20 protein-coding genes and 1 tRNA gene are annotated in these 21,697 nt (G+C 61.7%); 8 read left to right on the top strand and 13 right to left on the bottom strand.

The genetic code is table 11. The features are described from left to right. Nucleotides 1-67 precede the first annotated feature (67 nt). The 4 genes from HB675_RS11105 to HB675_RS11090 all read right to left on the bottom strand — a co-directional run bounded on the left by HB675_RS11105 (nucleotide 68) and on the right by HB675_RS11090 (nucleotide 2,818). Nucleotides 68-649 carry an alpha/beta hydrolase gene (locus HB675_RS11105; RefSeq protein WP_213878358.1) on the bottom strand — a complete coding sequence of 194 codons (582 nt, stop codon included), beginning with the start codon at nucleotides 647-649 and terminating at the stop codon, nucleotides 68-70. A gap of 173 nt (nucleotides 650-822) precedes the next feature. Beyond that, nucleotides 823-1,224, bottom strand: a complete 402-nt coding sequence (locus HB675_RS11100; protein WP_213878357.1) for a biopolymer transporter ExbD — start codon at nucleotides 1,222-1,224, stop codon at nucleotides 823-825. Nucleotide 1,225: 1 nt separating this feature from the next. Then, the gene (locus HB675_RS11095; RefSeq protein WP_213878356.1) at nucleotides 1,226-1,951 is read right to left on the bottom strand and encodes a MotA/TolQ/ExbB proton channel family protein; all 726 of its coding nucleotides are present in this window, start codon (nucleotides 1,949-1,951) and stop codon (nucleotides 1,226-1,228) included. 48 nt (nucleotides 1,952-1,999) lie between these two features. Further along, nucleotides 2,000-2,818: an energy transducer TonB gene (locus tag HB675_RS11090; RefSeq protein ID WP_213878355.1), complete on the bottom strand. Its 819-nt coding sequence runs from the start codon at nucleotides 2,816-2,818 to the stop codon at nucleotides 2,000-2,002. A 370-nt stretch (nucleotides 2,819-3,188) separates the two neighbouring features. Here HB675_RS11090 and HB675_RS11085 point away from each other — a divergent pair, with 370 nt between their 5' ends. Further along, on the top strand, nucleotides 3,189-4,196 hold the full coding sequence (locus HB675_RS11085; protein WP_213878354.1) for an AraC family transcriptional regulator: 1,008 nt from the start codon (nucleotides 3,189-3,191) through the stop codon (nucleotides 4,194-4,196). A 93-nt stretch (nucleotides 4,197-4,289) separates the two neighbouring features. Beyond that, the gene (locus HB675_RS11080; RefSeq protein ID WP_213878353.1) at nucleotides 4,290-4,784 is read left to right on the top strand and encodes an Mpo1-like protein; all 495 of its coding nucleotides are present in this window, start codon (nucleotides 4,290-4,292) and stop codon (nucleotides 4,782-4,784) included. On the opposite strand, the gene HB675_RS11075 is transcribed toward HB675_RS11080, so the two are convergent. The 6 genes from HB675_RS11075 to dibA form a co-directional block, all read right to left on the bottom strand. Then, entirely contained in the window at nucleotides 4,781-5,761 is a 981-nt protein-coding gene (locus HB675_RS11075) for a sulfate ABC transporter ATP-binding protein (protein WP_213878352.1), read from the bottom strand. The genes HB675_RS11080 and HB675_RS11075 overlap by 4 nt on opposite strands. Before the next feature lie 3 nt (nucleotides 5,762-5,764). After that, on the bottom strand, nucleotides 5,765-6,637 hold the full coding sequence (cysW, locus tag HB675_RS11070; protein ID WP_213878351.1) for a sulfate ABC transporter permease subunit CysW: 873 nt from the start codon (nucleotides 6,635-6,637) through the stop codon (nucleotides 5,765-5,767). Between the two features lie 14 nt (nucleotides 6,638-6,651). Then, entirely contained in the window at nucleotides 6,652-7,470 is an 819-nt protein-coding gene (gene cysT / locus HB675_RS11065; RefSeq protein ID WP_213878350.1) for a sulfate ABC transporter permease subunit CysT, read from the bottom strand. A gap of 69 nt (nucleotides 7,471-7,539) precedes the next feature. After that, nucleotides 7,540-8,550, bottom strand: coding sequence for a sulfate ABC transporter substrate-binding protein (locus HB675_RS11060; RefSeq protein WP_213878349.1), 1,011 nt, complete (start codon nucleotides 8,548-8,550; stop codon nucleotides 7,540-7,542). A gap of 59 nt (nucleotides 8,551-8,609) precedes the next feature. Further along, on the bottom strand, nucleotides 8,610-8,792 hold the full coding sequence (gene oscA / locus HB675_RS11055; protein ID WP_213878348.1) for a sulfur starvation response protein OscA: 183 nt from the start codon (nucleotides 8,790-8,792) through the stop codon (nucleotides 8,610-8,612). A gap of 81 nt (nucleotides 8,793-8,873) precedes the next feature. Then, the gene (dibA, locus tag HB675_RS11050; RefSeq protein ID WP_213878347.1) at nucleotides 8,874-10,775 is read right to left on the bottom strand and encodes a phosphodiesterase DibA; all 1,902 of its coding nucleotides are present in this window, start codon (nucleotides 10,773-10,775) and stop codon (nucleotides 8,874-8,876) included. A gap of 184 nt (nucleotides 10,776-10,959) precedes the next feature. Between dibA and desA the strand changes: the two genes are divergently transcribed. Beyond that, on the top strand, nucleotides 10,960-12,141 hold the full coding sequence (gene desA, locus HB675_RS11045; protein ID WP_213878346.1) for a delta-9 fatty acid desaturase DesA: 1,182 nt from the start codon (nucleotides 10,960-10,962) through the stop codon (nucleotides 12,139-12,141). Between the two features lie 161 nt (nucleotides 12,142-12,302). After that, nucleotides 12,303-13,286: a sensor domain-containing diguanylate cyclase gene (locus HB675_RS11040; protein WP_213878589.1), complete on the top strand. Its 984-nt coding sequence runs from the start codon at nucleotides 12,303-12,305 to the stop codon at nucleotides 13,284-13,286. Between the two features lie 30 nt (nucleotides 13,287-13,316). Here HB675_RS11040 and HB675_RS11035 read toward each other — a convergent pair whose 3' ends face one another. The 3 genes from HB675_RS11035 to gabD all read right to left on the bottom strand — a co-directional run bounded on the left by HB675_RS11035 (nucleotide 13,317) and on the right by gabD (nucleotide 17,505). Continuing rightward, on the bottom strand, nucleotides 13,317-14,534 hold the full coding sequence (locus HB675_RS11035; RefSeq protein ID WP_213878345.1) for an HDOD domain-containing protein: 1,218 nt from the start codon (nucleotides 14,532-14,534) through the stop codon (nucleotides 13,317-13,319). Nucleotides 14,535-14,652: 118 nt separating this feature from the next. Next, nucleotides 14,653-15,936 (bottom strand): 4-aminobutyrate--2-oxoglutarate transaminase, encoded by a 1,284-nt coding sequence (gene gabT / locus HB675_RS11030; protein WP_213878344.1) that lies wholly within the window; start codon nucleotides 15,934-15,936, stop codon nucleotides 14,653-14,655. 126 nt (nucleotides 15,937-16,062) lie between these two features. Continuing rightward, the gene (gabD, locus tag HB675_RS11025) at nucleotides 16,063-17,505 is read right to left on the bottom strand and encodes an NADP-dependent succinate-semialdehyde dehydrogenase (protein ID WP_213878343.1); all 1,443 of its coding nucleotides are present in this window, start codon (nucleotides 17,503-17,505) and stop codon (nucleotides 16,063-16,065) included. Between the two features lie 254 nt (nucleotides 17,506-17,759). Here gabD and HB675_RS11020 point away from each other — a divergent pair. The 4 genes from HB675_RS11020 to HB675_RS11005 all read left to right on the top strand — a co-directional run bounded on the left by HB675_RS11020 (nucleotide 17,760) and on the right by HB675_RS11005 (nucleotide 21,688). Then, nucleotides 17,760-17,836 (top strand) — tRNA-Arg (locus HB675_RS11020). Nucleotides 17,837-18,161: 325 nt separating this feature from the next. Further along, the gene (locus tag HB675_RS11015; protein ID WP_213878342.1) at nucleotides 18,162-19,223 is read left to right on the top strand and encodes an ABC transporter ATP-binding protein; all 1,062 of its coding nucleotides are present in this window, start codon (nucleotides 18,162-18,164) and stop codon (nucleotides 19,221-19,223) included. A gap of 251 nt (nucleotides 19,224-19,474) precedes the next feature. Further along, nucleotides 19,475-20,581 carry an ABC transporter ATP-binding protein gene (locus HB675_RS11010; protein ID WP_213878341.1) on the top strand — a complete coding sequence of 369 codons (1,107 nt, stop codon included), beginning with the start codon at nucleotides 19,475-19,477 and terminating at the stop codon, nucleotides 20,579-20,581. A gap of 36 nt (nucleotides 20,582-20,617) precedes the next feature. Beyond that, nucleotides 20,618-21,688, top strand: coding sequence for an ABC transporter substrate-binding protein (locus tag HB675_RS11005; protein ID WP_213878588.1), 1,071 nt, complete (start codon nucleotides 20,618-20,620; stop codon nucleotides 21,686-21,688). The last annotated feature ends 9 nt before the right edge of the window (nucleotides 21,689-21,697 follow it).

The following is a 21,697-nucleotide window of genomic DNA, read 5'->3' as shown; positions in this document are numbered from 1 at the left end:
CCCGCCGGGGCCTTGCGGGCCCCGGCGTCATTCAACCCGCGTGGTACTTAAAGTGGCGCGACAGTGGTCACGCGCGACGCAGAGCGCCTTGTTCCAGCAGACGTTGCAAGCGATAAAGGTAGGCAAAGCCCTGTTCCCAGCGTTGATGCCCGGACTTCACATTGATGTGCCCGGCGCCGGCCAGAATCCCGGCTTCGGCGCCCCAGTCGCGGGCCAGTTCCAGCGCCCGTGGCGCGCTGATCGCTGGATCATTGTCGGAGCTCACCACCTGGCTGGGAAAGGGCAGCAGATGGCGCGGAATCGGCGCGAAATTGCGCAAAGGCTCTGGGCAGGCCGGGCGTTCGACATCGGCCGGCGCCACCAGCAATGCACCTCGGACCCGCCGCAGCGAAGCCAGCGGAGCCTGTGCAGCCCAATGGGCAACGGTGATGCAACCCAGGCTGTGGGCAATGAGAATGACCGGGGCAGTCGATGCAGCCACCGCCTGTTCCAGCGTCGCGACCCAGTCTTGGCACAGCGGCACCTGCCAATCAGCCTGCTCGACCCGCTCGCCGTTAGGCAAGCTGGCTTGCCAATGGCTCTGCCAATGCTCTGCTGGCGAACCTTGCCAGCCCGGCACGATCAGGTAGCGGATCGATTCACTGCTCATGGCCTGTTGCCTCTCACTGTTCTGCCTTCATGACCCCAGTATAAGGGCGGCACATATAACCGTTAAGGAATAAGAAGCTATTTGGTAATTCTTAAATCACATATAAAGCTGAGCCTGAGAGAAAAAAAAGGGGCCGTCCCCTGCCGGTACGGCCCCAAAAAGGTTGCACACCATCAACGTTTGGTAATCACCGACAACTTGGTGATACCGGCTTTTTCAATGGACGCCATGGCCTTGGCTACCGCGCCATAATTCACGCCGTCATCGGCCTGCAGCTGGACGCGCACGTCAGGGTTTTTCGCCTTGGCGCCTTCCAGGTTGCTTTCCAGCAAATCGGGCTGGACTTCGTCCTTGTTGATGAACCACTTGCCGCCACCATCAATGCTTACCACCAGCGGGTCTTTCTGCTCGACGGGGGCAACCGCATCAGTCTTGGGCAAGTTGATCGGAATCGAATTGGTCAGCAGTGGTGCAGTGACGATAAAGACCACCAGTAGCACCAGCATCACGTCCACCAGCGGGGTCACGTTGATCTCGCTGAGGACCTCATCATTGTCCTGGGTCGAAAAGGCCATATCAGGATGCCTCCTTTACTTGGGTGGCGCCGGCCGGCGCTGCGCTCTTGTTCAACGCAGGGTGCAACAAGACGCGGAACGAGCTCTTCTGCGCGAGGCTGTAGAAGTCATGGGCGAAATCGTCGAGGTCCGCCGCCGTCAGCTTCAAGCGACGCAGGAAGAAGTTGTAAACCAGCACCGCCGGCACCGCGACCGCGATACCCACGCCCGTAGCCACCAAGGACGCGCCAATCGGGCCGGCCACCGTTTCAAGGCTCGCCGAGCCCGCCGCGCTGATCCCCTTGAGCGCCGACATGATGCCCCAGACGGTGCCGAACAAGCCGATGAAAGGCGAGGTGCTGCCAATACTGGCGACCACGGCCAGCCCGGTTTCCAGCGAGCGGCGCTCGCGGACAATCTGCTGGCGCAGGGCACGTTCCAGGCGGTCCTGATGGTTGATCGCATGGGCGAGATCAGTGGCTGGGCCACTCTCACCCACCGCAATGGCCGAGTACCCGGCCTGGGCGACACGGGCCGCCGCACCTGGCTGGGACTCTGCCAGTTCAGCCGCCGAGTCCAGGCTGGAAGCCGCCCAGAACTTCTTGTGGAAACGTCGATCTTGACCTTTCAGGCGAGAAAACTGGAAGCCTTTGAGTAGGGCCAGGCCCCAGGTGGCGACCGAGAAAACCACCAACAGCCAGATCACCGCGCCTTCGATGGATTGGAGGGGAGATGCGATTGCATTCATGATGAGTTACCTGTGTGGAGTGTCGCGAATAGGGATGGGTGGCGCAAATCAGCGAATTTTGAAGTCGATCGGAACACTGACCCAGCCGTCCTGAGGCACATCGCCTTGCTTGGCGGGCACAAAGCTCCAGCGCTTGACGGCCTGCAAAGCAGCGTCGTCGAGTTGCTGGCGACCGCTGGTGGTCTGCACCTGGATCTCCCCCGGCTTGCCGCTGGCCAATACGTGGACCCGCAGCAGCACAGTGCCTTGCCAACCCCGGCGCTGAGCCAGTTCCGGGTACTCAGGCGCCGGGTTCTTCAGGTAACCCGCACTGGCCGAAGGCGGCGTGACCGGTTTCGGCGCCGGCGGCGCCGGTGGCGCAGGAGCCGCTACCGGCTGTGGTGGCGCGGGTGTCGGGGCCACGGCCGGCTTCTCGACGGGCTTGGGCAACGGCTTCTTGACCACAGGTTTGGGTACCTGTTTGGGCTTGACCTTGGGCGGCGGCTTGGTCGCCAACTCGTCCTCTACGGGCGGTGGAGGCGGCGGCTCGGGAGCCTGCACTACAGGGGGTGGTGGCGGTGGCGGTTCAACGGCGGGTGGGGCCGGTTGGCTGAATTCGATCGTCATCGGCGGCACTTCCGGCGGCTTGATCAGCACCGTGGCGGTGGCCTTCTGACCGACCCAATAAATCACCGCCGCGTGCAGGACCAGGGCCAGCACGCCCAAACCGATCGCTTCACGCCGGCTCAACGCCCCCTTTGGCGTCTTCTGCAAACGCAGAAGTCCCAGCGGCAAGCGGTGTGGGCGACCGAGGTCGACCAAATCACCGCTCGGCGCCTTGGGCCAAAGGGCCGGTTCGGCATTGGCGGCGGTCTGGACATTGCCCATGGATCAACTCCTGAAAAGAAGAAAGCGGAGTGGATCTTCAGGCAGAGCCCGTTAGCGCTTAAAGTAATCTTTATTAAGATACTTAGACGCATAACGAATATTGAATCAATGGGCTCCGTGCCGTCCCCGGTTTACAAGGCTTTGCCAGTGCGTCAAACCACGCAATGCCTTCAAGGCATATAAAGTATTCATCGCAAGCATTGCAAAAACCGTTGCGCACCCGTCAAGACCGACCTTCTGCTGGCGATGCAGGCGGCTGTCGACGTGCAGTCAGTCCGCCAACACTTGCACAGCCACCCCGACTGCTCTCATTCTGGTGTTTCGTTAATGTGACAAGCTCCAAGAGCATTGTCAGGGAGCGCTCACCGCCATGACCGATGCGACAACCCCGGCCAGTTGGACCCGTGCGCTGCGCCGTCAGCTGGATCGTCTGGGCGTGGACAGCCTCGCGCTTTACAGCGCCGCCGGGCTGGATCCGGCCTGGCTGGATGACCCCGACGCTCGCTACCCATTGCCCGCCACCGCACGGTTGTGGCAGTTGGCGGTCGAGGCCTCCGGCGATCCGGCGATCGGCCTGCGCGCCTCGCGCTTCGTCAGCCCCAGCCATTTTCACGCGCTAGGCTACGGCCTGGTGGCCAGCGACAATCTGCGCGAGGTATTCGAGCGCATCGAGCGCTACCACCAAGTGGTCGGCGACGCGCTGACCCCGGTGCTGCAGCGTGAGGAGGAGCGTTATGCATTTCGCCTGCTGGCCCGCGATCAAGCGACCGTCATCGCCGCCGAGGCCATCGACGCCTTCGCGGCCATCTACGTACGCGGCTGTCGCAATCGCCTGGGACGCCACTACGCGCCCTTGGCCGTCAGCCTGACACGGCCCGAGCCGCTGGACCCCAGCCCTTGGCGGCGCTTGTTTCGCGCGCCGATTACCTTCGGCGCGGCAGAAAACCGTCTGGAGTTTGCCCTGACCGACTTCGAGTCGCACCTGGATGACACGACGACGCTTGCCCCTGCGCCCACCGAAACGGTATTGGAGACCACACTGGGCATGCAGCAGCCACTGACGTGGGAGCGACGTGTGCGCAACACCATCGAACTGAGCCTGCCCCTCGGCCTGCCCAGCGCCGAAGACATCGCCCAGTTGCTGAATATCAGCCTGCTCAGCCTCCAGCGCCAACTGGCCAATGAAGGCTGGCGCTATGACAGCCTGCTGGATGAGTGCCGGCAGAACCTCGCACTCAATTATCTGCGCGACCCCGAATGTTCCCTGACCCATATCGGCAAACGCCTGGGCTTCGACGACGCCGGCAGTTTTACCCGCGCATTCAAACGCTGGACCGGACTGTCGCCGGGGCAGTTCAGAAATGGGTTGTGTCTGTAGGACCGACCGGGATTGCAGCCAACCCTGGAATCCCCCACAGTTCCAGTCGCGCTTCAGCACACGGTATTCCCACCCTCAACCGAAGGCATAACAATGAAAAAGACCCTCGTTGACCACCTCAGCCAGTACGCGGCCTACCACCGTGACCGGCGCAACATCCTCACCCATTTCATTGGCATCCCGCTGATTGTGCTGGCCGTGGCCATCCTGCTCTCACGGCCAGGTGGCTGGCTCGGTGGGTTATGGTGGTCACCGGCACTGCTGGTGTCGCTGGCGTCGGCCCTTTTCTACCTGCGCCTGGATCTGCGCCTGGGCCTGCTGATGGCGGCGTTGCTGGCGCTGTGCCTCTGGGCCGGGCAGACGCTCGCCGCACAGAGCACCGGCCTCTGGCTGAGCAGCGGCGTCGGTGCCTTTGTCCTGGGTTGGGCGATCCAGTTCGTGGGGCACTACTACGAAGGGCGCAAGCCAGCCTTCATCGATGACGTCAGCGGCCTGATCGTCGGGCCGCTGTTCGTGGTGGTCGAGCTGGGATTCCTGCTGGGCTGGCGCGCCGACCTCAAGCAGCAGATCGAGCAGCCCGCCGGCTAGCGCTGGGTTTCGGCCTTGGGTTTGAAAAACAGCGTATCGCCCTTGACCAACCCCACCAGGCTGTCGTGGTCCTTGACCACTTCAGCCTCGATCAACTCGCTCTGCCCCTCGACTTTCAAGGTGACCCGCGTGGTCGCTCCCAACGGACGGATATCGCGCACCTCGGCACCGTGGTGGTCGCCCAGCTCGGAGCGGGACAACGAGACCTCATGGGGACGGAACAGCACATGATGTTCCTCGCTCAGGTGCAGGCGGTTGGAATCGCCAAGGAAGTGATAGACAAAATCGCTGGCGGGGTTCTCGTAGACATCGCCTGGCGAGCCGATCTGTTCGATCACGCCTTTGTTCATCACCACAATACGGTCAGCCACCTCCATGGCCTCTTCCTGATCGTGGGTGACGAAGACCGAGGTCAGGTTGATGTCCTCGTGCAATCGCGCCAGCCAGCGGCGCAGCTCCTTGCGCACCTTGGCGTCGAGCGCCCCGAACGGCTCGTCGAGCAACAGTACCTTGGGCTCCACCGCCAAGGCGCGCGCCAGGGCAATGCGCTGACGTTGCCCACCGGACAATTGCTCGGGGTAACGGTCGGCCAGCCAATCAAGCTGGACCATGTTCAACAACTCATGGACCTTCTCGGCAATCCGCGTCTCGTTCGGCCGCTCGGCCTTGGGTTTCATGCGCAGGCCGAAGGCCACGTTGTCGAACACGGTCATGTGCCGGAATAACGCGTAATGCTGGAACACGAACCCGACGTTGCGATGCCGGACATCGTGGCCGGACACGTCTTCGCCATGGAACACGATGTTGCCGGCATCCGGTGTTTCCAGGCCGGCAATAATGCGCAGCAGGGTGGTCTTGCCGCAGCCTGACGGCCCCAGCAACGCCACCAGTTCGCCGCTCTGGATGTCCAGATTGATGCTGTTGAGCGCCTTGAAGGCGTTGAAATTCTTGCTGACGTTACGAACTTCGATAGACATGGATCAGTCCTCGGCTGCGGCGGCGCGCAGTCGGTTAATACGGGCTTCGCTCCACTGCTTGAGCAGCAGAATGAAGAGCGCCAGGATCAGCAGCAGGCTCGCCACGGCAAAAGCGGCTACGTGGTTGTATTCGTTGTAGAGGATCTCGACGTGCAGCGGCAGCGTGTTGGTCACCCCGCGAATATGCCCGGACACCACCGAGACCGCACCAAACTCGCCCATCGCCCGTGCCGTGCAGAGCACCACGCCATAGATCAGGCCCCATTTGATGTTGGGCAGCGTGACATACCAGAACATCTGCCAACCGTTCGCACCGAGCAGGCGTGCAGCCTCTTCTTCCTGAGTGCCCTGCTCCTGCATCAGCGGGATCAGCTCCCGGGCCACAAACGGCACGGTGACGAAGATGGTGGCCAGCACGATCCCCGGCAATGCAAAGACGATCTGGATATCGTGGTCTTGCAACCACGGTCCGAAAACCCCCTGGGCGCCGAACATCAACACATAGACCAGCCCGGCGATCACCGGCGAGACCGAAAACGGCAGGTCGATCAGGGTGACCAAAATACTTTTGCCGCGGAACGAATACTTGCTCACGCACCAGGCCGCACTGACCCCGAACAGCACATTGAGCGGCACCGAGATCACCACCGCGATCACGGTCAGCTTCAGCGCGGACAGGGCATCGGGTTCGAGGATGGCAGCGAAGAACGCACCCAACCCCTGGCTCAAGCCCTGAGACACCACGATGAACAGCGGCAAAAGCAGAAACAGGAAAAACACCAGCCAGCCGAGGCCGATCAGCACTCGGCGAGAGATTGCGCTGCCGCGCCGGGCGGCGTTGGCAGCCAGAGACGCCGTAGAAGCATTGCCAGACATAAGATGCGCCTCCTTCAAGGGGTTTCGATGCGCCGCTGCAACAAGTTGATCAGCAGCAACAGGATGAAGGAAACCACCAGCATCATCACGCCGATGGCGGTGGCGCCGGTGTAGTCGTACTGGTCGAGCTTGACCATGATCAGCAACGGCAGGATTTCGGTTTTCATCGGCATGTTGCCGGCAATGAAAATCACCGAGCCATACTCGCCCACGCCCCGAGCGAAGGCCAGAGCGAAACCGGTGAGCCAGGCCGGCAGCAGCGCCGGTGCGAGAATATAGCGAAACACCTGCAGCGGCCTGGCCCCCAGGCAGGCCGCCGCCTCTTCCACTTCACGGGGGATATCGGCCAGTACCGGCTGCACCGTACGCACCACGAACGGCAGGGTGACGAAGGTCAGCGCCAAGGTGATGCCCAGCGGCGTGTAGGCGATCTTGAAACCCAGGTCAGCCGCAAAGCGCCCGACCAGGCCGGTGGGCGTGTACAGCGCCGTCAGGGCAATACCGGCCACGGCGGTGGGCAAGGCAAACGGCAGGTCGATCATTGCATCGATGATCTTGCGTCCGGGGAAGCGGTAACGCACAAGCACCCAGGCGAGCAGCGTGCCGATCACGCCGTTGACGATGGCGGCGACCAACGCGGTGCCGAAGCTCAGTTTCAAGGCAGCAAGGGTGCGCGGGGCGGTAACGATGGCCCAGAACTGTTCCCAGGTCAGCTGGGCGGCATGCGCAAACATGATGGCCAGCGGGATAAGCACAATCAGGCTGAGGTACACCACTGTGTAGCCCAGCGTCAGCCCGAAGCCGGGTATGACGGGGGAGATACGTCGCGACATAAAAGTCCCTGTGGATAGACATGCAAAAGCCCGGAACGCAGTCCGGGCCTGGAGCGTCGGCGTCGCCGCTTACTGCGCCTGATAGATCTGGTCGAACACACCGCCGTCGTTGAAGAATTTCGGTTGCGCCGATTTCCAGCCGCCAAAATCCTTGTCGATGGTCACCAGCGAGAGCGCCGGGAACTGCTTGGCGTACTTGGCCGCGACGTCCTTGTCCCGTGGACGATAGAAGTTCTTCGCCGCGATCTCCTGGCCCGCCGGGCTATACAGGTGCTCGAGGTAGGCCGTGGCGATTTCCTTGGTGCCTTTCTTCTCGACGTTCTTGTCGACGATGGACACCGGCGGCTCGGCCAGAATCGACAGGGACGGCACGACAATGTCGAACTTGTCCTGGCCACCGTCTTCCTTCATCGCCAGAAAAGCTTCGTTTTCCCAGGCCAGCAGCACGTCGCCTTGGCCATTGTTGACGAAGGTAATGGTCGAGCCACGGGCACCGGTGTCCAGCACGGGGACGTGCTTGAACAGTGTCTGCACGTACTGCTTGGCCTTGGCCTCGTCGCCACCGCCCTGCTTGAGGCCATAGGCCCAGGCGGCGAGGAAGTTCCAGCGCGCCCCGCCCGAGGTTTTCGGGTTGGGGGTAATCACCGACACGTCTGGTTTGATCAAGTCGCCCCAATCCTTGATGCCCTTGGGGTTGCCCTTGCGCACCAGGAATACGATGGTCGAAGTATAGGGTGTGCTCTGGTCCGGCAAGCGGGTCTGCCAGTCGGCCGGGATGGATTTGCCCAGCTTGCTGATTTCATCGATGTCACCGGCCAGCGCCAGGGTCACTACATCGGCCCGCAGCCCGTCGATCACCGCGCGCCCCTGCTTGCCCGAACCGCCGTGGGACTGCTGGATTTTCACGGTGTCACCCGGATGGTCCTTCTTCCAGAAACTGATGAATTCAGCGTTGTAATCCTGATACAGCTCGCGGGTCGGGTCGTAGGACACATTCAACAGCTCGTAGTCCTTGGCAACAGCGGAACCGGCAAATACGGCGCTGGCAATCGCTGCCAACGCATAACGGCGGATGGACATGGGTGAAGCTCCTGGTGTGCTGGCTTTCTTTTTATAAACTGCCTGCTACGGATGTGCAGTCAGTTGGGCTTGTTGCCCGGGTTCTGCAAACGAAACTTTTCTTTGCGCTCAATCTGGACGACCTGTGCGTTGTGCACAGTAATCTCGACGGCACCGAAGCGCAGATCGCGCAGCGCGCTCTGGATTTCGCGCAGAATGGTGGCTTCGTCCTGTCCGTCAACGCTACGCAGAGATGCGCTCATGGTGGTGCTCCTTGGCATAGAGGGGTATGAGCGCAATAGTAGTGATGCCGACATATTCTTAAAAAGACTATTTAAGAATGTTCATATAACCGGAATTTTCGCCTTGGGCTGCACGGTTCCCGGTAAAACCGAATTGATAGCGACGTTCAAGAGCGGCGCCGGCCGACCATACCAGTAACCCTGCCCCAACTCGCAGCCATGTCGATGGAGAAAGCGCGCCTGCGCCTCCTCTTCGATCCCTTCGGCGTGCACCTGCAGACCCATGCTGCGGGCCAGAGCGATGATTGCCAAAGTGATCGCCACGTCATCGTCATCCCCCGGCAGGCCGGCGACGAAACCCTGGTCGATCTTGAGCTTGTGCACCGGCAGACGCTTGAGCCGCAACAGCGACGAATAGCCGGTGCCGAAATCGTCGATAGCCAGGCGTATGCCCAGCTCGCGCAGGCGGTGCATTTGCTCCAGAGCGGCATCGGGTTCGTTCATGACCGCACTTTCGGTCACCTCCAGCTCCAGCAAGGCCGGTTCCAGGCCTGTCGCCGACAGCACCGCTGCCACTTGGGCGAACAGGGTAGATTGCCCGAACAGACGGCTGGAAACATTCACCGCGATGAAGTCCAGCGACTGCCCCGCTTGCTGCCAGGCGACCATCTGCCAGCAGGCCTGGGTCATGACCCAGGCATCGATTTCGGCGATCAAGCCGCTTTGCTCGGCGATCGGAATGAATTCCGCGGGCGGTACCAGGCCCCGCAGCGGATGCTGCCAGCGCACCAGCGCCTCGGCACCGACCAACCGGCCACTGGCCAGGTCATGCACAGGCTGGTAGTACACGCGCAGTTGATTCTGCTCCAGGGCATCGCGCAGTTGCGCGGTGATCTCGACGCGCTGCTGGGCATGAGCCGTCAATTCTTCGGTATACAGGGCATAGCCGCCCCGCCCCTTGCCCTTGGCCTTGAACAGCGCCGAGTCAGCATTGCGCAGGAGTTGTTCGGCATTGTCGGCATCGTGCGGGAACAAGCTGATACCCACGCTCGCACCGATCAGCAAGGTGTGGCCCTGCACCTGAAACGCCGGCTTGAGCACGCCCATGATGCGCTGTGCCAGTGACGTGGCCTGGTTCAGGGTGAAGCAGTCTTCGGCCAGCAGCGCAAACTCGTCCCCGCCCAGGCGCGCCAGGGTCAAACCAGGGGCACACAGGTTCTGCAGGCGCCGCACCACGGTCTTGAGCAGCAAATCACCGGTGGCATGACCGAAGCCATCATTGACTTGCTGGAACCAGTCCAGGTCGATCATCAGCAGGGCACAGCCCTGGCGTGCGGTGCGGGCGCTGCTGAGCGCCTGCTCGGCCAACGCACTGAACAGCAGGCGATTGGGCAGCCCCGTCAACGGATCATGATGGGCCAGGCGCGTGAGCTCCTGCTCGGAGCGGCGGATTGCACTGATGTCGGAAAACACCGCCACGTAGTGGCTCAGCTCACCCTGGTCATCCCGGATAACCTGAATCGTCTGCCACTGCGGGTAGACTTCACCGCTTTTGCGCCGGTTCCAGATCTCGCCACTCCATTTGTCCTTCTGTGCCAGGGTATCGAACATCTGCCGATAGAATTCCGCAGGGTGATGACCGGACTTGAAGGTGTTCGGATTCTGGCCCAGAACTTGCTCAATGCTATAGCCGGTGATGTCAATGAACGCTGGATTGACGTGAACGATACGGCCCTGTCTGTCGGTGACCAGCACGCCTTCCAGGGTGTTGTCGTAGACAGCCGTCGCCAGACGCAATCGCGTCAGGTCAGGGGACACGCCAGCGGCAGATAGTTGCCGGTTGCGGCAGTGATACAGCAGGCCGGCACTTGCCAGAACCCAGAGGGCCGGGCAGTAAGGCGGTACGCCGGATGGATAAAGATGGGTGACGGCCCATGACCAGGCCAGGGATGCCGCCACATAACTGACGGCGGCCCGCAGGCCACTGCGGTTGAATACAGGCATGGAAAGTCGGGGTCCGTGGTGAAAGATTCGATTATAAGGCGAAACATGTAGCGACGATTAAGTTGCGGTCTGACTGGTTTTTCACAAGCGCTCAGTGATAATGCGCGCTGCTTTCCTGCAGAGACTGTGGGAAATGCAACATGCGATACACAGTCTCTACATCTGAATGAGGGCCTTACAGCCTATGTGGTACAACGGTTTTCTCGACCTCTCGGCGTGGCAGGTGGTTGCCGCCATTCTGTTGATGACCCACGTGACCATCGTCGGGGTCACGGTGTACCTGCACCGGTACTCGGCTCACCGCTCGCTGGAGCTCAACGCCGGGCTCAAGCATTTCTTCCGTTTCTGGCTGTGGCTGACCACGGCCCAGAACACCCGCGAGTGGACGGCCATCCACCGCAAGCACCATGCCAAATGCGAAACCGCGGACGACCCCCACAGCCCGGTCATCAAAGGCTTGAGCACCGTGTTGCGCACTGGCGCCGAACTCTATCGCGCCGAAGCGCAAAATCCGGACACCTTGCGCATCTACGGCAAGAACTGCCCGGAAGACTGGGTCGAGCGCAACCTGTACAGCCGCTACAAGCTGGCCGGCATCACCATCATGTTCGTGATCGACCTGCTGCTGTTCGGCGCCATCGGCATCACCGTCTGGGCGATCCAGATGATGTGGATACCGTTCTGGGCCGCCGGCGTCATCAATGGCCTGGGTCACGCCGTCGGCTACCGCAATTTCGAATGCCGCGACGCCGCCACCAACCTGGTGCCATGGGGCATCATCGTCGGCGGTGAAGAGCTGCACAACAATCATCACACCTACCCCAACTCGGCCAAACTATCGGTCAAGAAATGGGAGTTCGACATGGGCTGGGCCTGGATCAAGCTGTTCTGCGCGCTGCGACTGGCCAAGGTGCAGCGCACGGCACCTATTGCCCATCGCGTCGAAGGCAAGGGCAGCCTGGACATGGACACCGCCATGGCCATCCTCAACAACCGCTTCCAGATCATGGCGCAGTACCGCAAGGTGGTGATCGGCCCGCTGGTGCAACAGGAGCTGTGCAGGGTGGATGCTTCGGTCCGGCAGAAATTCCGCCGCGCCAAACGCCTGTTGTCGCGGGAAACCAGCCTGCTGGACGACCGCCATCACCTGCGCATCCAGAGCATGCTGGAGCACAGCCAGGCCCTGAAGGTCATCTACGAGAAGCGTCTGGCCCTGCAACTGATCTGGGCGCGCACCAGCTCCAATGGCCATGACATGCTCGCCGCCATCAAGGAATGGGTGCATGAAGCCGAGGCCAGTGGTATCCAGTCGTTGCACGAGTTTGCCGCTCAGCTGAAAACCTATTCTTTGCGTCCCACAACTTGACACCGGTTATCGGCGCGACCTTACTGTAGGTGGCGTCTGTCGGAACTTCGACACGTTTTTCGGATCAGAGCTTCAGTCGCGAATCCCGGCGGGCTGTGCTGTGGTTGCGCTACCTTTTGCGTTGACTCAGCCGCCTACTCGCCCTTAGAGATTCCGTGATGATGGCCTACAAAAAACCTCAATCTCTACCCTTCGAACAGATGCCCGAAGCCGCTGAAACCCTGATGGCACTGATGCATGCCCAAGGTGAAGTGGCTCGACTGAGCGAACGGGAGAAGCTCTTCAGCTCGCTGCTGGTGAGCGTCAATGCGGTGCTTTGGGCCTTCGACTGGGAAACCCAGCAGATGATCTACGTCAGCCCTGCCTACGAGCGTATTTTCGGTCGTTCGGCCGGATTGTTGCTGGCTGATTACAATGAGTGGCGCGACAGCATCTACCCCGACGACCTCGACTATGCCGAGCGCAGTCTTGCCGAAGTACTGGTCAAGGGCTCCATCGAGGATCGCGAATACCGCATCATCAGTGCCGATGGCCAGATTCGCTGGCTCAGCGACAAATGCTTCATCAGTCATCAAAGCGATGATCGCGTGATCGTGGTCGGCATCGCCGAGGACATCACTGAAAAGAAGCATTTGGAAGGCGAACTGCAACGCCTGGCCACCACCGACGTCCTCACCCAAAGCAGTAACCGCCGGCATTTCTTCGAGTGCGCACACCGCGAATTCGAACAGGCGCGCCTGCAAGGCACGTCGATGGCGTTCCTGTTGCTGGACATCGATGACTTCAAATTGATCAACGACACGTACGGCCACCAGGAAGGCGACATCGTGCTACAGCGTATCGCCGAGAGCGGTCGGGCGATTCTGCGGCGCGGCGACCTGTTCGGCCGCATCGGTGGCGAAGAGTTCGCGGCGGTATTCCCCGGTTGCTCACCGGAAATGGCCCAGCAGATTGCCGAGCGACTGCAGCGGGAAATCCAACGCTTGAGCTTCAGTCACAACGGCCATGTCTATGGCGTGACGGTGAGCCAGGGTCTGACCAGTTACAAGCCCGAAGACGACCTGCTCGACGCCCTCTTCTCCCGTGCTGACGCCGCGATGTACCAGGCCAAGCGCCAAGGCAAGAATCAGATCGTACCGTCCTGAGAAACGGCCATACCGACCCGGCGCAGGGGTTCAATGACGACGCAGGCGAGTCAACTCTTCAACGCCCAGCTTCAACAACCGCGCCGTCTTGCCCCGGGCAACCATCTCGACATCTTCCACCGGCTTGAGCCGGGCCAGTTGCGCCGACAGGTTCATGACCAGGTCATCGCGCGAATACACCCCGGTGCCCAGCCCCAGGCTATAGATCGACGCGATCAGCTCGCGCAACTCCAGGGGCAGGCGCCAGCGACGCCGCAACTCCGAACCATAGGCTGCACCGAAGCTTTTCAAGGCCCGATCAGCCTCGCCTTCTTCCAGCTTGCCGCCGGCCAGCTTCCACTCCTGCAAGCAACGCAACAACGCCAGGTCGCCCAAGCAGTGCAGCAGCCCGGCGCAATAACAGCGCTCCTGATCGACGTCATACATGCGCGCTAACGTCCGGGCGTACTCGGCCGTACGCAGCGACAGGCCCCAATAATATTCGGCAATCAGCCCCAGCTCCGGATCACTGAGCCGGGCACTGCGCTTGAGGGTCAGGCCCATGACCAGATTGACACTCTGCAATGCACCCAACTTGCTCAGGGCCTGGAAGACCGTCTGTACCGGCGCTTCACGGTGCACCGAGGCGCTGTTGGCCGCCGCCAGCAGTACGGCGGTGATCTGTGGGTCGGTGCGGATTTCCTCTTCCAGCAGACGCAGGTTCAAACCTCTCGGGTTGAGGCTGCGCATCACCGCCGTCTGCACATCGGCCATCAGCGGCGCACCCTCGGTGTCCGTGCGACGCATTTCGAGGAAACCTTCCAGGGTCATGCCGGACATCATCACCGGTGTCTCTTCTTCCGGTGCAGGCTGCTCCATGGCTTCGAGCAATTGCTGAAGGCGCAGTTTCAGCGCCTCCATGTTCAGCGGCTTGGTCAAAAATGCCGTGGGTGCCAAGGGCACGGCTTCGCGCACGCTGGCGGTGTCGACCCGATCACTGAGCAAAATGAACGGCAAGGCGGGCTTGCTGCGATCCCGACGCACGCTGCGCAGCAGGTCCAGCCCGTTGAGGCCGGTCAACTCGCGGGCGGCGATCACCAGATCGGGATGGTGCACCAATTGCGCCATGGCCTGGGTGCCAGTCTCGCAGACGTCCACCAGCGCATCCGAACGCACGCTCAATAACAGCTGCTCGAGGTCGGCGCGCAAGCCGGCATCGGCGTCGGCAATCAGCACCCGGGTGACGTGATGTGTGGCGGTAGCTGCCATAGAACGGCTCTCTGTGAACGTATTTTGCCGCGTTTAACTTATAGACCATAGCGGGCCGGCGTTTACGAGGCACATGAAAAAACCCGCCGAAGCGGGTTTTTTTGGATCAGCGCACAGTTCAGGCGAGTTCGGCGAAGCACTCTTCGATAATCGCCAGGCCTTTATCCAGCAGCGCATCTTCAGCGGTCAGCGGCACCAGCACCCGCAGAACGTTGCCATAGGTGCCGCAGGACAGCAGGATCAGCCCCTTGTCACGGGCCTTGGCCACCACTTGCGCCACAGCGGCCGCGTTGGGCTTGTGGGTGTCGCCGCCTTCAAACAGCTCGACAGCAATCATGGCGCCCAAGGCACGAACATCACCGATCACCGGGTATTTCGCTTGAATGTTGCGCAAGCCGGTCACCAGATGCTCACCGACGGCCTTGCTGCGATCCAGCAGGTTTTCTTCCTCGAACACTTCCATCACGGCCAGCGCTGCGGCGCAGGCAATCGGGCTGCCCGCATAGGTGCCACCCAGGCCACCCGGGGCGATGGCGTCCATGTATTCGGCCTTGCCGCATACTCCGGCCAGCGGGAAGCCACCGGCGATGGATTTGGCGAAAGTGGTCAGGTCAGGCGCAACGCCCATCTGTTCCATGGCGAAGAAGGTCCCGGTACGGCCGGCACCGGTCTGCACTTCGTCGGCGATCAAGAGGATGCCGTGCTGGTCGCACAGGGCACGCAGACGGGTCATGAACGCCTTGGGCGCCACGTAGAAACCGCCCTCGCCCTGCACAGGTTCGATGATGATCGCGGCGATATCGCGAGGTTCGGCGTCGTTCTTGAAGATCCGCTCGATGCTGGCGATGGAGTCGTCGATGCTCACGCCATGCAGTTCATTCGGGTACAAGGCACGAAACACGCCGCCGGGCATCAGGCCCATACCGGCAGAGTAAGGCACGACCTTGCCGGTCAGGCCCAGAGTCATCATGGTGCGGCCGTGGTACGCGCCGGTGAACGCGATCACGCCGGCACGGCCGGTGGCGGCACGGGCGATCTTCACGGCGTTCTCCACGGCTTCGGAGCCAGTGGTCACCAGCAAGGTTTTCTTGGCGAAACCGCCCGGTACCTTGGCGTTGATCTTCTCGCACACTTCCACATAGGGCTCGTAAGCCAGTACCTGAAAACAGGTGTGGGTCAGCTTGTGCAGCTGGGCTTCAACCGCCGCAATCACCTTCGGGTGCAGGTGACCAGTGTTGAGCACAGCGATACCGCCGGCGAAGTCGATGAACTCACGACCTTCAACGTCGGTCACGGTGGCGTTCTTCGCCGAATCGGCAAAGATCGGGTGAATCTGGCCCACGCCGCGAGGGACAGCGGCCGTGCGGCGTTGCATCAGGGATTCGTTGGTCTTGTTGCTCATTGGGGCATTCCTCATTCGCCGCTCATCGGTCGGCGTAGTTCAAGGATAAAGCGGCCCGCCAGACCCCGGCAGCATACGATGATCGACTGCGGGGGCGGCGGACCGCCGGAGTGTCTCTGTCCGGTGTCAGACCGAAATGCAGAGGTATTTGATTTCCAGGTAGTCTTCGATGCCGTACTTGGAGCCTTCACGGCCCAGGCCCGACGCCTTGATCCCGCCAAACGGCGCGACTTCGTTGGAGATCAGGCCGGTGTTGATCCCCACCATGCCGTATTCCAGCGCTTCCGCCACACGGAACACGCGGCTCAGGTCACGGGCGTAGAAGTACGACGCCAGGCCGAACTCGGTGTCGTTGGCCATGGCGATCACTTCGGCCTCGTCCTTGAAGCGAAACAGCGGCGCCAGCGGGCCGAAGGTTTCTTCCTTCGCCACGGCAGAGTTCTTGGCCACATTGACCAGCACGGTCGGCTCGAAGAAATTACCTTCGATCAGCTTGCCGCCGGTCAGCACGGTCGCGCCTTTGCTCAGGGCGTCGGCGATGTGCTCCTGAACCTTGGCCACGGCCTTGCCATCGATCAGCGGGCCGGTGGTGGTGCCTTCTTCCAGACCGTTGCCGATTTTCAGCTTGTTCACCGCCACTTTCAGCTTCTCGGCGAAGGCGTCGTAGACCGAATCCTGCACATACAGACGGTTGGCGCAGACGCAGGTCTGGCCGTTGTTGCGGTACTTGGAGATGATCGCGCCTTCGACGGCCTTGTCCAGGTCAGCGTCGTCGAACACGATAAAGGGCGCGTTGCCCCCCAACTCCAGCGAGACCTTCTTGATGTCATGGGCGCACTCGGCCATCAACTGGCGACCGATTTCAGTCGAGCCGGTGAACGACAGCTTGCGGATGATCGGGTTGCTGGTCAGCTCGCCGCCAATGTCGCCAGCGCTGCCGGTGACCACGTTGAACACGCCTTTCGGAATACCGGCACGTTCGGCCAGCTCAGCCAGGGCCAAGGCCGAGAACGGCGTCTGCGAGGCCGGCTTGAGCACCATGGTGCAACCCGCGGCCAGAGCCGGGCCAGCTTTGCGGGTGATCATCGCCGCCGGGAAGTTCCACGGCGTGATGGCCGCGGTGACCCCGATCGGTTGCTTGATCACGATCAAGCGCTTGTCCGGCTGGTGCCCGGGGATAGTGTCGCCGTACACGCGCTTGGCTTCTTCGGCGAACCACTCGATAAAGGAAGCGGCGTAGGCGATCTCGCCTTTGGCTTCAGCCAGCGGCTTGCCCTGCTCCAGGGTCATCAGGCGGCCGAGATCGTCCTGGTTTTCGATCATCAATTCAAACCAGCGGCGCAGCTTGTTCGAGCGCTCCTTGGCGGTCAGGGCACGCCAGGCCGGTAGCGCCTTGTCGGCCGCCTCGATGGCACGACGGGTCTCGGCTGCACCCATTTTCGGCACCGTGCCCAGGATTTCGTCAGTGGCCGGGTTGTTGACCTTGATCGTCTGCCCGCCGTCCGCGTCCAGCCATGCACCGTCGACGTAGGCTTTCTGGCGGAACAGATTCGAATCTTTCAGTTGCATGTCGGCTTCCTTTATTAGCCCCGTGTACGGACGGCGCTGATGGGGATGTGGAAGATCGTTTGAAATCTCGAACGAGATCCTAGGATCTATGGGGTGAAAGGACAATAGGCCGTTCGAAAAAAAGAACGTCCGTGGGCGGATCCGTCGTTTTTATCGAGCACCCAACGTTTGGACCCCGGCAACCGAAAGAATATAGCTCACCTCTCGTCGCAATAGACGCACGGCAGGTAGATGGGTATCATGGCGCCCGCGTTGCACCAGTAGCTCAGCTGGATAGAGTACTGCCCTCCGAAGGCAGGGGTCGTGGGTTCGAATCCCGCCTGGTGCACCATCTCATTCGAGGCTGTCAGCCTCTTCGCCGAACTGTGAATCCTTCCTGACAGGAAGGTGGCAGCTTCAGGCGCAACAAAGCCCCGCCGGGTCTGCCAGGCGGGGCTTTTTTTGTGCCATCAAACCCTACCCCCTACCCATCAACTTGACTTCAAGGGCTTATCTCAAGTCTTGTCGAGAACCCACCAAGCCTCGGCGCTGGCCTTTGCCGCCGCTGCACCTTTTGCCGCTATGCTGGTCGGCATTTCACTGTTTTCGATCTGGCTGCTGATGTCGCTGTTTGGCAAATCGGCAGTGCTGGGAAGCCACTCATCATAGGTATCGGCATGGCTGATGTAGACATTCGCGGCTTGCGCAAAAACTTCGGTAACATCGCAGTCTTGCGCGACATCGACCTGTCGGTCGCCTCCGGCAGCCTGGTGGCGATCCTCGGTCCGTCGGGCAGCGGCAAGACCACGCTGTTGCGGCTGCTGTGCGGCTTCGAACGGGGCGATGGAGGGAGCATTCGGATCAATGGCCAAGAGGTCTCCGGACCCGGTATCTTCGTCCCGCCCGAGCAGCGCCGCATCGGCTACGTGGCACAGGAAGGCGCGCTGTTCCCGCACCTGTCGGTGGCCGAGAACATCGTTTTCGGTTTGCCACGCGCACTGCGCAAGACCCGTCACCGCGTCGATGAATTGCTGGAACTGGTGGGCCTGCCCGCCGACTTTGCCGGGCGCTCACCTCATTCATTGTCTGGAGGCCAACAACAACGCATTGCGCTGGCCCGGGCGCTGGCGCCCGCCCCGACCCTGGTCTTGCTCGACGAGCCGTTTTCTTCGTTGGATGCCGGCCTGCGCGTGGAGACCCGGCAGGCCGTGGCCCAGGCGCTCTCGGCCGCCGGCGCGACAGCCTTGCTGGTGACCCATGACCAGTCCGAAGCACTGTCCATGGGCAACGAGGTGGCGGTGCTGTGGAGCGGCGAGCTGGTGCAGGTGGCGAGTCCCGAGCAGTTGTATCGGATGCCTGTGACGCCGGAGTTGGCGCGGTTTGTCGGCGATGCGATGTTGTTGCCTGGGCGGGTCGAGGGTACTCAAGTGGTGTTTGCACTGGGTACTTCCCCACTCATGGCGCCGATGCCTGCCGGGCCGGTACAGGTGTTGCTGCGGCCGGAGCAGGTCAGGATCGGGACTGTTGAGGAGGGTGCGAACACCGTCACGGCGCGGGTCGTGAAAGTGGATTACTACGGGCATGATGCCTGTGTGCATCTCGATCTTCTGGAGGTGCTGTCGACCGCTTTGATTGCCCGGCTGCCAGGGCATGCCTGCCCGCAGGTCGGGGAGGTGGTTGGGGTTCGGGTGGAGGGGGCTGTGGTGGGTTATGAGGATCGGGTAAGGCCCGCCTCATGAACACTGATCAACTAAGGGCGCCAAACCCGTCACCGCCCCCATATCGTGCAAGGCCTGGCACCGTCAGCGACTGCGCCTGTCATCCCTCCTCCTTCACCAGACGAAATATCTGATTTTAATCAGCTAGTTAAACTCCGCCTCGGCCACCCCGGCGCCAAACTGGCACCACCCTTGCAAAACCCTGTCTATACAGGGCTGGGTTCACCCCCCCACACCCTGCCGCGTCGCCCGCAGTGGAGGTCGAATCGAGCATGCAGGCCCAGGCAAAACCCCTCACTTTCAATACCCCCGAATCCTCCACCAAAACCGAGGCCACAGCGCTCATCAAGCTGCGCATCGAGGCGCTGAGCAAGCACTACGGCAACATCTGCGCGCTGCAATCCCTCAACCTGGAGGTACGCAGCGGTGAGTTGTTGACCCTGCTGGGCGCTTCCGGCTCGGGCAAGACCACCTTGCTTCAGGTCATCAGCGGCCTGGTGGCGCCCAGCAGTGGGCGCATTGTCATCGATGGTCAGGACCAGACGCACGCGCCAGCGCACAAGCGCGGCATCGGTGTGGTGTTTCAGAACTACGCGTTGTTCCCTCACCTGACCGTGGCGCAGAACGTCGCCTTTGCCCTGGACATGCGCGGTGTGTCCCGTAGCGAGGCCAGGGTGCAAGTGGCCGACGCTCTGGCCATGGTCGGCTTGAAGGACCTGCACCAGCGTTTCCCCCGCGAGCTCTCCGGCGGTCAGCAGCAACGCGTCGCGCTGGCCCGCTGCTTCGTCTACAAGCCGTCGCTGATCCTGATGGACGAGCCGCTGTCGGCGCTGGACCGGCAGTTGCGCGAGTCCATGCAGATGGAGATCAAGCGACTGCACCGCGAAACCGGCTCGACCATCATTTTCGTCACCCACGACCAGGATGAAGCCCTGGCTCTGTCGGATCGTATCTGCCTGATGCATAACGGCCGCATCGAGCAGATCGATGCGCCGCAGGTGATGTACGAGCGTCCACGCAGTGTGGCGGTGGCGCGGTTCATCGGGCTCTCCAACGTGATCCAAGGACGCGTCATGACGGGTGATCGGATCGAGTCGGCCGACGGTACGTTCGCCCTGCCTGGCGGCCATGGCTTCGCCCCGGGCGATCAGGCGGCGCTGGTGGTCCGCCCCGAACACATCGTTCTGGAAGACACCGGTGTGGTGCAGGGCCAGGTCATCGAGTCGGTGTACGCCGGGGTCGAGACTCGGGTGGTGCTGCGTCTGGCCTCCGGCAATTCGATCATCGCGCGTCGCGCTTCAGGAATGCCGTCATTGCCGCTTGGCGCCGTACTCGGCGTGCAGTGGCCTACTCATCAGGGTCATGTGCTCAAGGCCTGACATCTTACAAATGAAACCAACCGGGGGAACGCGTTGATGCCAGACAGCAAGGGTTTTTCGCGACGCAGTGTGATCAAGGGGGCCGGTGTCGCCGCCGCGGCAATGGCCGCGCCGACTATCTGGACCGGTAACCGTGCCTTTGGCGCCGAGACCATCACCGTGGCCGACGTCGGCGGTGCGGTAGCGCCGGCGATCAAGGCGGCGTTTTATGATCCGTTCGAGAAAGAGACCGGCATCAAGGTGATTGGCGTCGCCCACGATTCCGATCCAGTGACCCAGTTCAAGCTGCTGGTGGACGCCAACACTTTCATCTGGGATGTGAGCATGGTCACCCAGGACAACGTCGCGCGGCTGACCACCCCGAAAAACTACCTGGCCGACCTCAACCTGCCGGCTGCTCAGATCAGTGACATCCTCCCTGGCATGGCCACCAGCACTTGGCTGGGCTTCTCGGTGTTCGGCATCGTCATGGCGTACAACAAGCAGAAATTCGCCGGCAACGCCCCGACCGACTGGGCGGATTTCTGGGACGCGAAGAAATTTCCCGGCCGCCGCGGCCTGTACAAGAGCGGCTGGGGCGTGCTGGAAATGGCCCTGCTGGCCGATGGCGTAGCACCCAAAGATCTGTACCCGCTGGACGTGGACCGGGCCTTCAAAAAACTCGACGCCATCCGCAACGACGTTGCTGTGTGGTGGACGGCCGGGGCGCAGAACACCCAGATCTTGCAAAACGGCGAAGTGGACATCTCCGACACCTGGTCCGCCCGTGGCTATGCCGCCATCAGCGCCGGCACGCCGTTGGAAATCATCTGGAAAGGGCTGTATTCGGTGGATGGCTGGTCGATTCCGCTGGGCACCCCGCGTCTGGATCTGGCGCGCAAGTTCGTGGCGTTCTGCCTGCGTCCCGAACAGCAGGCGATCTTCTCGGGCATCGTCGCCAACGGCCCGACCAACAAGAAGGCGTTCGACATTCTCTCGCCCGAGCGGGCCAAGGTACTGCCCAGCTCGCCGGAAAACCTCAAAGGCCTGACGCCGATGGATGTGGTCTGGTGGGGCGCCAACTATGACGCCGTGACGGAGCGGTTTCAGGAGTGGATGTTGGGATGATCCAGCACT

It is taken from the genome of Pseudomonas sp. dw_358, assembly GCF_018449655.1.
Taxonomy (GTDB): domain Bacteria; phylum Pseudomonadota; class Gammaproteobacteria; order Pseudomonadales; family Pseudomonadaceae; genus Aquipseudomonas.
Note: the sequence above shows the minus strand (reverse complement) of the source record. Positions and strands in the feature narration are given on the sequence as shown.

Coding starts and splice junctions, on each gene's coding strand:
- HB675_RS11105 (WP_213878358.1), bottom strand. CDS start 649: ATGAGCAGTGAATCGATCCGCTACCTGATCGTGCCGGGCTGGCAAGGT.
- HB675_RS11090 (WP_213878355.1), bottom strand. CDS start 2,818: ATGGGCAATGTCCAGACCGCCGCCAATGCCGAACCGGCCCTTTGGCCC.
- HB675_RS11040 (WP_213878589.1), top strand. CDS start 12,303: ATGGCCTACAAAAAACCTCAATCTCTACCCTTCGAACAGATGCCCGAA.
- HB675_RS11015 (WP_213878342.1), top strand. CDS start 18,162: ATGGCTGATGTAGACATTCGCGGCTTGCGCAAAAACTTCGGTAACATC.
- HB675_RS11085 (WP_213878354.1), top strand. CDS start 3,189: ATGACCGATGCGACAACCCCGGCCAGTTGGACCCGTGCGCTGCGCCGT.
- HB675_RS11080 (WP_213878353.1), top strand. CDS start 4,290: ATGAAAAAGACCCTCGTTGACCACCTCAGCCAGTACGCGGCCTACCAC.
- gabD (WP_213878343.1), bottom strand. CDS start 17,505: ATGCAACTGAAAGATTCGAATCTGTTCCGCCAGAAAGCCTACGTCGAC.
- HB675_RS11035 (WP_213878345.1), bottom strand. CDS start 14,534: ATGGCAGCTACCGCCACACATCACGTCACCCGGGTGCTGATTGCCGAC.
- HB675_RS11100 (WP_213878357.1), bottom strand. CDS start 1,224: ATGGCCTTTTCGACCCAGGACAATGATGAGGTCCTCAGCGAGATCAAC.
- desA (WP_213878346.1), top strand. CDS start 10,960: ATGTGGTACAACGGTTTTCTCGACCTCTCGGCGTGGCAGGTGGTTGCC.
- oscA (WP_213878348.1), bottom strand. CDS start 8,792: ATGAGCGCATCTCTGCGTAGCGTTGACGGACAGGACGAAGCCACCATT.
- HB675_RS11095 (WP_213878356.1), bottom strand. CDS start 1,951: ATGAATGCAATCGCATCTCCCCTCCAATCCATCGAAGGCGCGGTGATC.
- gabT (WP_213878344.1), bottom strand. CDS start 15,936: ATGAGCAACAAGACCAACGAATCCCTGATGCAACGCCGCACGGCCGCT.
- HB675_RS11005 (WP_213878588.1), top strand. CDS start 20,618: ATGCCAGACAGCAAGGGTTTTTCGCGACGCAGTGTGATCAAGGGGGCC.
- HB675_RS11060 (WP_213878349.1), bottom strand. CDS start 8,550: ATGTCCATCCGCCGTTATGCGTTGGCAGCGATTGCCAGCGCCGTATTT.
- cysT (WP_213878350.1), bottom strand. CDS start 7,470: ATGTCGCGACGTATCTCCCCCGTCATACCCGGCTTCGGGCTGACGCTG.
- HB675_RS11010 (WP_213878341.1), top strand. CDS start 19,475: ATGCAGGCCCAGGCAAAACCCCTCACTTTCAATACCCCCGAATCCTCC.
- dibA (WP_213878347.1), bottom strand. CDS start 10,775: ATGCCTGTATTCAACCGCAGTGGCCTGCGGGCCGCCGTCAGTTATGTG.
- HB675_RS11075 (WP_213878352.1), bottom strand. CDS start 5,761: ATGTCTATCGAAGTTCGTAACGTCAGCAAGAATTTCAACGCCTTCAAG.
- cysW (WP_213878351.1), bottom strand. CDS start 6,637: ATGTCTGGCAATGCTTCTACGGCGTCTCTGGCTGCCAACGCCGCCCGG.